The organism is Paenibacillus abyssi, from assembly GCF_014640295.1.
Lineage (GTDB): Bacteria > Bacillota > Bacilli > Paenibacillales > Paenibacillaceae > Paenibacillus_D > Paenibacillus_D abyssi.
Genome location: NZ_BMGR01000026.1, coordinates 17,180 through 27,330 on the forward strand (window position 1 = coordinate 17,180; position 10,151 = coordinate 27,330).

The following is a 10,151-nucleotide window of genomic DNA, read 5'->3' on the forward strand; positions in this document are numbered from 1 at the left end:
TATGTCAAAAAACTTAACATTACTAGGGGGAAGAACATGAAAGCGAAACGTTCAAGTAAGCTCTTTCTTATCATTAGTTTAATGTTTGTCATGGTTATCACGGCTTGTTCAAATAACAACGGCGGCAATAACGCTCCAGCAGCTCCAGCGACAAATGCTCCATCGAATAATACGCCGGCCAATAACAATGGTACAAACGCAGCGGCACCGGAAGAACTAACGCTGCCAATCACGGAAGAGACAACGCAGCTGGATATGTGGCTCCTTGGCGATCCAATGTTCCGCGGCGCATCGTATAATGAAAAGCCTTCATTTGCCACAATGCAGGAGCGGACGAATATTGAAATTAACTGGGTTATGGGTAGTGGCGCGAACGGCCCGGAAGCCTTCAACCTGCTGATGGCAAGCGGACAAATTCCGGACATGGTTTTATACACAGCTATGATCACGGAAGGCCCTAAATACGGACAACAAGGTGCATTTGCTCCTTTGACTGACTATATCAACCAATATGCGCCGAATTTCAAACGAATTTTGGACGAAAACCCGGATGTAAGACGATTGATTACTTCAGCCGACGGAGAGATCTATCACTTCCCTAACCTAAATCTGGATGAATACTTAATGGTTCAGATGTTCCCGCAAATTCGTCAGGACTGGCTTGAGAAGCTGAGTCTTGAAGAGCCTAAAACGACGGAAGACTGGTATAACGTATTAAAAGCATTTAAAGAACAAGATCCGAACGGCAATGGACAAAGCGATGAAATCCCGTTTGTATCGGTAAATCTGCAGACGATGTTCAAAATCTTCGGCCCTGCATTCGGAACGGACTGGGAGTTCTATCTGGACAACGGTCAAGTGAAGTTCGGACCGATCGAGCCGGAATACAAAGAAGCGATTGGATACTTGAATAAGCTGTACTCCGAACAGTTGATCGACCCTAACTATCTGGTAGATACAGAATTTAAATTCTTGACAGAGAAAGTAACCAATGACCGTGCGGGTGCCTGGATCGGCTGGGCCGGTTCGTATATGAGGTCTTTCACAGATCTGATGGCGGATCATCCATCCTTCGAAATCGTCGGTACAGAGCCTCCGGCGGGTCCTAACGGAGATCAACGCTTTGCATTCCATGCTTGGCCGGTAACCAATCTCGGTATTGCCATCTCCGCTCAATCCGACAACATTGTAGAAGCTGTAAAATGGCTTGATTTCCAATATTCCGAAGAAGGCATCATGCTGAACAACTTTGGAGTAGAAGGCGTGTCTTATGAAGTGGTGGATGGTTATCCGACATTCAATGATGCTGTATTCAACAATCCTGACGGATTAAGCGCGACCGAGTCGCTGCTCGCCTACACTATCGGCGGCGGACAATGGGCAACGGTACAAGATCCTCGCTATGCAGAGCAATACGACATTGAAGCGGCAATTGAAGCGAAGAACAAAGTTTCACCGTTTGTTGATTATGACGTCAGCTTGCCGCCGTTTACGTTCTCGACAGAGCAAAATGATATTATCACGCCGATCCTGGCGGACATCAGAACGTATAGAGATGAATTCGCAAACGCAATGGTGATGGGTAATCGTCCGGTTGATGATTTCGACAGCTTTGTAGAGCAGATCAAGGGTATGGGAATTGATCGTGTCCTGGAAGTATATCAAGAAGCTTATGATAACTATATGAGCGTGGAGTAAGGTGATTTGATGCGCACCCCCAGAAACTGGGGGTGCAACTTATTTCATAGTGGATGATTCTCTGTTTAAGGAGAGGAACTGATCGATGAGTACAAACGTAGCAGACAAAAAAAATCCGGGTAAGGCACTTCCGATATCCAAGAGAAGTAACAGACGAATGATGTTCAGAGAAATTGTGAAGAACCGTTCGCTCTATATTATGCTTATTCCAGTAATCCTCTATTTCGTGTTATTCCAATACAAGCCGATGTATGGCGCCATTATCGCGTTTAAAGATTTCAATCCGTTTGTGGGCGTTTGGGATAGTAAGTGGGTAGGATTCAAACATTTCGAGCAATTTTTCGAGAGTTATTACTTCTGGAGAATTTTAAGGAATACAATTCTTATCAGTCTGTACCAACTAATCTTTGCATTCCCAGCCGCGATTATCTTGGCTTTGCTATTAAATGAAGTACGCAGCATGGTATTTAAAAAAGTGGTTCAATCCATTTCCTACCTGCCTCATTTTATTTCCTTAGTCGTCGTATGCGGAATGATTATCGATTTCCTTCAGCCGGACGGCATCATCAACCGTATGCTCCTTTCCGTCGGACTGATTGAGCAGCCGATCAACTTCTTGATCCAAAGCCAGTGGTTCCGAACGATCTTTGTCGGTTCCGGCATTTGGCAGGGTGTTGGCTGGAGCTCGATTATCTTTCTTGCCGCATTAGCCGGAATTAATCCTTCCTTATATGAAGCGGCTGTCGTCGATGGTGCAGGAAGATGGAAACAGATGTGGCACATTACGCTTCCCGGATTAATGCCGACGATCGTTATTCTTTTAATCATCAACATCGGTAACTTTATGGTTGTCGGGTTCGACAAAATCATTCTGCTTTACAATCCTTCGACCTATGAAACCGCCGACGTCATTGGCAGCTTTGTGTTCAGACGCGGTATTGTCGAAGCGAATTACAGCTTCACCGCAGCGGTAGGTCTGTTTAACTCGGTCATCAACTTTGCATTGCTGATCATTGTAAACCAGATCGCTAGAAAAAAAGCAGAAGCAAGCTTATGGTAAGGGAGAGAGAATAATGGTTTACAAAAAATCATTAGGCGAGAAAGCTTTCGATGTGAGTAACTACGTGTTATTAACATTAGGCACCATTGTTTTCCTATATCCATTGTGGTTCGTTATCATTTCATCCTTTAGTAGTGCCTCTGCTATTGCTTCTGGTAGTGTTACGCTGTGGCCGCAAGGATTTAACATTGAAGCATATGAACGTGTGTTTTCGGATTCCAACATATGGACAGCATATTCCAATACATTGATCTATGTTGGAGCAGGTACACTCATTAATTTATTGTTAACCACTTTAGGCGCTTATCCATTATCAAGAAGAGATTTAAAAGGGCGAAATATGATTATGCTCTTTATCGTCTTTACGATGTTCTTTAGCGGGGGACTCATTCCCACCTATCTGAACGTTCGCGATCTGGGGCTGTTTGATTCACGGTGGGCATTGATTCTGCCATCGGCGATTAGCGCCTACAACCTGATCGTTATGCGTACATTTTTTCAATCGACAATCCCGGATGGTTTAATCGAATCCGCTAAGATTGAAGGGGCTTCGGAGTATCGGATTTTGTGGAACATTATACTGCCCTTGTCGATGCCGGTTGTCGCGGTTATGACCTTGTTCTACGCGGTCGCCCATTGGAACAGCTGGTTTGATGCCATGATCTATCTGCAAGATCGTACACTTTATCCGCTTCAATTGATACTGCGTGAAATCCTGGTCCAGAATAAAACCAATGACATGTTAGGCGGCGTTGGAAGCGGGGATGTGGTCAGTATCGGCGAAACGATTAAATACGCAACCATCGTTATAGCGACAGTGCCAATCTTGATTATTTATCCGTTCCTTCAGAAATACTTTGCCAAAGGCGTTATGCTTGGCGGGGTAAAGGAATAGTTTAAGTTGTAATCTATAGGCTCATTGATAAATGACAAAATAATGGGTATGATTATATTTATTTCTGTCTTCGTTCGATCAACATTTAGTTGTGATGAGAGGTAGTTACGTATGGGAAGCAAGCCAAGTCGAACAACATTTCGGGTACGACTGGAAGCGATGGTTAATCAATTGCGCGAGCAAATCATATCAGGAAAGTTAGCTGCGGGAACCTATTTGCCTTCAGAAGAGTTTTTAGGTGAAGAGTTTCAATTAAGCAAGAAATCGGTTAGGAAGGGTCTCGAAATATTAGTAGACGAAAACCTGATCATAAAAAAACCTAAAATCGGCAACATGGTGAACGACCCCAAATCCGAAAGCGGAAAGATTTCTATCCGTTTTTGCTCCTATGCCGATACTGAGCCAGAAACAAACGTAGGAAAGCTGCTTGATGCGTTCGAAAAGAAGTATCCACATGTTGCGGTAAAACGTGTCACGCTCCGTGTTATGGATTATCATGAGAAATTGACTGAGTTTATGGATGACAATATGCTTGATGTCATTATGATTAACTATAACAATTTTAGATTGTATCACACACGGAATGCATTGCATTTGCTGACGGAACAAACCGTAGATGAACGGGTGTACCCTTTTTTAAACCGTGCATTTACGGTCGACGGCAAATTGTATGCCAAGCCCTTTGTGTTTTCACCGGTCATTCTTTGTTACAATAAAAAGCATTTCAAAGAGGCGAATTTGCCGGAGCCGGACAGCAGCTGGACGTGGAATGATTTTTGCCATGCGGTATCCAAGCTGACCGATACCAGCCCGTCTCACAAACGGCTCGGCTTTTATTTTCATTTGTTATCACAAAACAGATGGCCGTTGTTCCTGCTCCAGAATGGATTTTCCCTGCAGAAGGACGAACAAGGCCGTTATCATCTGAATGACCATACCTTTATGAAGAGCATGGTGATGATCAAGGAGCTATTTTCTCAGCAAGAAATCATCCCTGCTTTTATGTCCCAGAGTGACATCGACACAGAGAGATTATTTTTAGAAGAAAAAGCATCGATGATTGTGACCACTTATTTCAGCTTGAACAATATAAAATCGGTTCCATTTGACTATGATATTTCGCCTGTCCCTTTTATTCATCATCCGGAAACCTTATTATTGAATATCGGACTAGCGATCAACAGTCATTCCGCTCAGAAGGAAGCTGCTCAATTATTAGTTGATTTCCTCACCTCAGATGAGGCTCAGGATGCCGTGAGAAGGGAGACCTTGTCGATCCCGAGCATTAAAGAAGCAGCGGCAAAAGAATGGCCGGAAAAAACGGAGCCTTCGAGATTTCAAATGTTTCGGGAGATTATCCCGAGCTATCGCTATTATACGGATATGAATGTGGAGACACATCATTTAGATGCGATGGTTCACTATTTGAAATTATACTGGTCAAATATTGATAATGCATCCAATGTAATTAGCAATATTGAGCAGGAATTGAACAAGAACATCTGAATATAGGATGAAACGATGGCTATCTCTAATCACTGGGGGTAGCCTTTTGTTAAAGAGATGAGGGGATAACAATGGGCTTGACGTTATTGGGACAACCATTGACCGCTGTCCAAACAGCTACCGCCGCTTATGGGAGAGAAGCTGGGGGGGATCGGATTTATACCGTAGCGCAGGGCAAACCATCTGTCTTATATGTAATCGACGCCGCAAGCGGACAATGCTTGAAGAGCTTCGAGCTGCACGGATCCAACCATTCATGGGGGATGTGCATCACCAAGGACGGTTCGGTCTTTATCGGCGGGGACGGTTATTTGTACCGTTATGATCCGGAGCAGTCGACGGTAGAGAATTGCGGCCTTGCTATTGAAGGAGAGAACTATTTCTGGCGGATTGCCGCGGACGAAGATGGCAATGTATACGGCGGAACCTTTCCGGGAGGGAAAGTGTTCCAATATGATTCTGCTGCCAAGCGCTTCCGCGATTACGGTTCCATGATACCGGGAGAGAGCTACGCAAGAAGCCTGGACATTGGACCGGATAACAAAATTTACGTTGGTATGGGGACGCAAGCGGCTGCCATTATTGAACTGGATCGTATAACCGGTGCGAAGAGGAAGCTTCCTATGCCCGAAGGCCAAGAGCAAAGCAAGCTGGTATATGATCTGGATGTGTTCGAGGGGATGCTGTTTGCGCGTTTTACCGATACGCTGGATCTGATGGTATATGACCTGGCAAAGGAACAATGGGTATGCCGGATAGATCAGGCCATGGGTCTGGATGTTTCCCCGCTTGGTGATGACCGCAAAGTGTATTTCCTTCGCAATAAATATTTGCATTCTTTTGATTTGGATACCTATGAACTTGTTCAAACATCATTTGCTTCTGAATTCATCGCCCGCGATTTTGGCTGGATCGAGTTGAACGAGCCGGAATATCCGGGAAAGAGCCTTGTGAGCATGTGTTATAACGGCGATTATTGGATCTATAATCCAAAGACGCAAAGCGCCAAGCATATCAAGGCGGATTTAGCGGGAGTGCCTGTCGGAATTCAATCGATGGCCGTCGGGGCTGACGGGAATCTCTATATTGGAGGTTATTTTGCCGGCGGGTTTTCCTCCTATAATCCGGAGATGGGGCAGTTAGCGGAATGCAAGCGATTTGGACAAACCGAGGGCATGCTCTATTTCAAAGACAAGCTTTATTTGGGCGTCTATCCAGGGGCTTATATTTATCAATATGATCCGAAGCAGCCATGGATCTCCGATCTGAATCCCAGAATCGTCTTTTCACTTAAGCAGGGGGGGCAGGATCGACCGTTTGCTTTCACTGCAACAGAAGACAAATTGGTAATCGGGACGGTGCCGACCTATGGTAAATTGGGCGGAGCGATGACGCTGTACGATCCTGAGTCGGATTCGTATGAAATGATCTCAAATGTGATTCCGGGCCAAAGTGTGGTTGCCCTATGTTATCACAATGGATTCGTCTATGGCGGCACTTCCGTATACGGAGGATTGGGGATAACACCGACGGAGAAGGACGGTAAATTATTTGTTTGGGATGCTTCCGCCAAGCAAAAGATATGGGAAGGCGTGCCGGTTCAAGGGGAGAGGGCGGTATCCGCTTTGACGGTTGACGGCAGCGGCAAGGTGTGGGGAATGACGACAGGCCACCTTTTCCGCTTCGACCCGGTGTCCCGGCGATTTGAGATGGTTGTGGAAATCTTCCCGCCGCTGAACTGGGAAGAGCGCACGCATTTTTGGAGAGGCGGCTTCTTACACTACGATCCCAGCGGCGTAATCTATGGCAATTGTATCGACAAGCTGTTTCAATTTGATATTGCGACCCATCGGCTCGAGGTACTCGAAACGGATGTTGCCTTGTTCGCGCGTGGCCTAAACGGGGAATTTTACGTCACTAAAGAGTCTGAGCTTTATAAATACGTGGACTAGTTCATAATACGAGCCTGGCGGTGTTCTACACTGCCGGGTTTTTCTTTTATTCTAAAGTTTTCTAAATGATGAAGGATGGGTCTCGAGGCATCCATATTTTGTATTGTAACAGTGGGTGAGACTGTTGTACTATGAATAAAGTATCATCATCCTATATATGGAAGGAATACGTGGAGGAATGACAGCGAAGAGTGCACAAAAAATACACCAACTTCCATTCTACGGCAGTAAGGAAGGAAATGATATCGGAATCCTGCTGGATTCCAAAGTTGTGGTTGAAAAGAAAAGCTATGTCTCCACTGGTGTGTTGACCTATGTATTAGGTGATTTTATTGAGGTTGAAATGCCTCAATTTGATGAGTTCAGACTCGGAGAGCAAGTAAAATTAATTGTATATACGAAGAGCGGGATGTTTGTATTCGAATCCACGGTGGTGGCTAAGGATAAAGGCTCGCTTATTATCATTAATCCCCCGTCCAACCAGAAGAAGTTTATTGAGAAAAGGGAGCATCCGCGCGTTAGCACCGCGCATACCGGACTGCTTCATGCGGTGCATCATTTCAATCATAACAGCAGATTGCCTATGGAGGTTCCGGTTCATTTTGCGGTTAACAATATTAGCATGGGTGGTCTTGGTATTGTGCTCGAGGATGATCTGGGATTCCAAAAGATATCCCGTCTGGAAATGGAATTGGATCTCGGGTTTTCCTTGCGGTGTTTAACGGAGATTATACGTTCTGAGAACTCTGCCCAGGGCACATTTTATGGTGTCCGTTATATTGATTTGTCTAAGGAAGAGACCTGTGCGCTGAGAGCTTTTATATTGAAAATTCAGGTTGAAGACTACTACAAACAAAAGAAGCAGGATAAATTCAACGAACAGATCTCGAAAAATAAATTGCAGCGAATCGAGACAAAAGTAGAAGCAACAGGGTTACATATTAATCAGTAACGATAAAAAGCCCGAACCATGATCTGGTACGGGTTTTATTATGATCTTTTCGACTCATATAATAGGCAAAAAGATGGAACATCATTGTTAATTGTCGAAAAATAAATGAAATTTGTCTGAATCACTCGACAAGTTTTTACAATATCCTTAACTTGCAAAGCTTATAATAAGATATGTATTATGAATAGGCTATGTCAAGGAATAGGAGCGACCTTTATTGGGGCGTGTAATGGATAAATCTAAACTTCTTGATCGGCTGCAGAAGCTTCGGGTAAAGCTGTATGAAGTTGCAGAAGCGCGAGGAAGCCTTACTGATCCAGACGTTCTTGCCATCAGCGAAGAGGCTGACCAGTTAATTGTGACCCTGCAGCGGATTCAGAAATTAGAGATGAGTTCTGAATCCGTAAATGAATGGCCGTGATGATTATACCGGCTTACCCCGCAAACGGCGAAAAAATTGCGTAAGCAGTGATGCGCAATCTTCTTGAAGAACGCCTTTTATTACTTCTACCTCATGATTGAACCGCGGTTCCCTCAATAGATCCATTAGTGTGCCGGCGCATCCTGCTTTAGGATCGGTTGTGCCATAAACGACTTGTTTTACACGTGATTGAACAATTGCACCTGCGCACATCGGACAGGGCTCCAAGGTAACATATAACGTGCAGTCCAGCAATCGCCAAGCTCCCAGATGCTCGCTTGCTTCCCGAATGGCGATCATTTCCGCATGGGCGGTAGGATCATGCTTCGTTTCTCTTAGATTATAACCTCTGCCAATAATTTCGCCATCCTTGACGATCACCGCACCGATCGGAACTTCGAGGATGGCTTCTGCTTTTTTGGCTTCCTCAATCGCCGCTTGCATCCACTTAATGTTTTCTTCACTAAATTGCATGTTTTTTTAGCCTCCCGCTTATCATTAATTAGTCATACTGCAGGGTTGTTTTCTGTCGATAAAACACGAATTGTTCAGCGAACAAATATTCGTTGTTAACAGGTTGTGCACAAACCTGTGTATAACATTCGGTTTGTGCACAAATTTGTACACATATTATCCCAAGGCGCTGTGAATAAGTTGGATAACTTGTGAATAACTTTATGAGCATTGGCCTGCCAGTTGGGGCTTGAGATAACTTTTCCTTTTATTCAAATGTGATATGATCGCAATTAGGGTACCCTATATACAAAATCCTTCATTAATCATACTACGGATACTATTCATGCGGTAGATCAGCCTTGATTCAAGCTGTAATCTCCTTTAAACTAATTGAAAGTGAATTGGCGGCGGGAGCAGCAGGAGGATAAGGCTGATGCGTATTAACAAATTTATTAGTGAGACCGGATATTGTTCGCGCAGAGAGGCGGACAAGCTTGTTGAGAGTGGGCGTGTGACTATTAATGGCGTTAAGGCGGAGCTTGGCAGCCAAGCGGAGCTCGGTGATGATGTGCGTGTGGACGGCAAGCGGATTGGGACACAGCGGCAGCATGTTTATATTGCGCTGCATAAGCCGGTCGGCATCACGAGTACGACTGAAACGCATGTTAAAGGAAACATCGTTGACTTTGTTGGGCATAAGGAGAGGATCTTTCCGATCGGCCGTTTGGATAAGGATTCGGAAGGGCTGATTCTAATGACCAATGATGGCGATATTGTGAACCGTATCCTGCGGGCAGAAGGCCATCACGAGAAGGAATACATCGTGACCGTAGATCGGCCGATCACCGCTGCATTCGTGAAAGGAATGAGCGAAGGGGTGAAGGTGCTTGGCAGCCTGACCTTGCCGTGTAAAGTCACTGCTTTATCAGATCGGGTATTCCGGATTGTTCTAACCGAGGGCCGCAATCGCCAAATCAGAAGAATGTGCTCGGCTTTTGGCTACCAAGTCCGCAAGCTGAAGCGGATAAGGATTATGAACATTGAGCTTGGCAGCCTGCCGACCGGACGCTGGCGGGACCTTACCGCTGAGGAATTACAAAAGCTGTCCCATACGTTGAATTATGATGCTGTAAGCCCGCCGTCATCCTGAGAGGCCACTGAATAACTTCCGATTTTTGAAGTATGAAAAAGCGATTGAACAAAAAAGACGA

General features: G+C 44.9%; 9 protein-coding genes. 8 read left to right on the forward strand and 1 reads right to left on the reverse strand.

The window, feature by feature from the left end:
• Nucleotides 1-36 precede the first annotated feature (36 nt).
• From IEW11_RS24255 to IEW11_RS24285, 7 genes are all read left to right on the forward strand, one after another.
• Nucleotides 37-1,698: an extracellular solute-binding protein gene (locus IEW11_RS24255; protein ID WP_188533680.1), complete on the forward strand. Its 1,662-nt coding sequence runs from the start codon at nucleotides 37-39 to the stop codon at nucleotides 1,696-1,698.
• Nucleotides 1,699-1,783: 85 nt separating this feature from the next.
• Nucleotides 1,784-2,758 (forward strand): ABC transporter permease, encoded by a 975-nt coding sequence (locus tag IEW11_RS24260; RefSeq protein WP_188533681.1) that lies wholly within the window; start codon nucleotides 1,784-1,786, stop codon nucleotides 2,756-2,758.
• Between the two features lie 13 nt (nucleotides 2,759-2,771).
• Nucleotides 2,772-3,653, forward strand: coding sequence for a carbohydrate ABC transporter permease (locus IEW11_RS24265; RefSeq protein WP_188533682.1), 882 nt, complete (start codon nucleotides 2,772-2,774; stop codon nucleotides 3,651-3,653).
• 111 nt (nucleotides 3,654-3,764) lie between these two features.
• A complete protein-coding gene (locus IEW11_RS24270) occupies nucleotides 3,765-5,159 on the forward strand; it encodes an extracellular solute-binding protein (protein ID WP_188533683.1) in 1,395 nt (464 codons plus the stop codon).
• Between the two features lie 71 nt (nucleotides 5,160-5,230).
• Nucleotides 5,231-7,111 carry a ligand-binding sensor domain-containing protein gene (locus IEW11_RS24275; RefSeq protein WP_188533684.1) on the forward strand — a complete coding sequence of 627 codons (1,881 nt, stop codon included), beginning with the start codon at nucleotides 5,231-5,233 and terminating at the stop codon, nucleotides 7,109-7,111.
• A 178-nt stretch (nucleotides 7,112-7,289) separates the two neighbouring features.
• The gene (locus IEW11_RS24280; RefSeq protein ID WP_188533685.1) at nucleotides 7,290-8,063 is read left to right on the forward strand and encodes a flagellar brake protein; all 774 of its coding nucleotides are present in this window, start codon (nucleotides 7,290-7,292) and stop codon (nucleotides 8,061-8,063) included.
• Nucleotides 8,064-8,292: 229 nt separating this feature from the next.
• The gene (locus tag IEW11_RS24285) at nucleotides 8,293-8,484 is read left to right on the forward strand and encodes an aspartyl-phosphate phosphatase Spo0E family protein (protein WP_188533686.1); all 192 of its coding nucleotides are present in this window, start codon (nucleotides 8,293-8,295) and stop codon (nucleotides 8,482-8,484) included.
• Between the two features lie 3 nt (nucleotides 8,485-8,487).
• Here the strand turns inward: IEW11_RS24285 and tadA are convergent, their stop codons facing one another.
• On the reverse strand, nucleotides 8,488-8,958 hold the full coding sequence (gene tadA, locus IEW11_RS24290; protein WP_188533687.1) for a tRNA adenosine(34) deaminase TadA: 471 nt from the start codon (nucleotides 8,956-8,958) through the stop codon (nucleotides 8,488-8,490).
• 415 nt (nucleotides 8,959-9,373) lie between these two features.
• On the opposite strand from tadA, the gene rluF reads away from it, so the two are divergent.
• Entirely contained in the window at nucleotides 9,374-10,090 is a 717-nt protein-coding gene (gene rluF, locus IEW11_RS24295; protein WP_188533688.1) for a 23S rRNA pseudouridine(2604) synthase RluF, read from the forward strand.
• The last annotated feature ends 61 nt before the right edge of the window (nucleotides 10,091-10,151 follow it).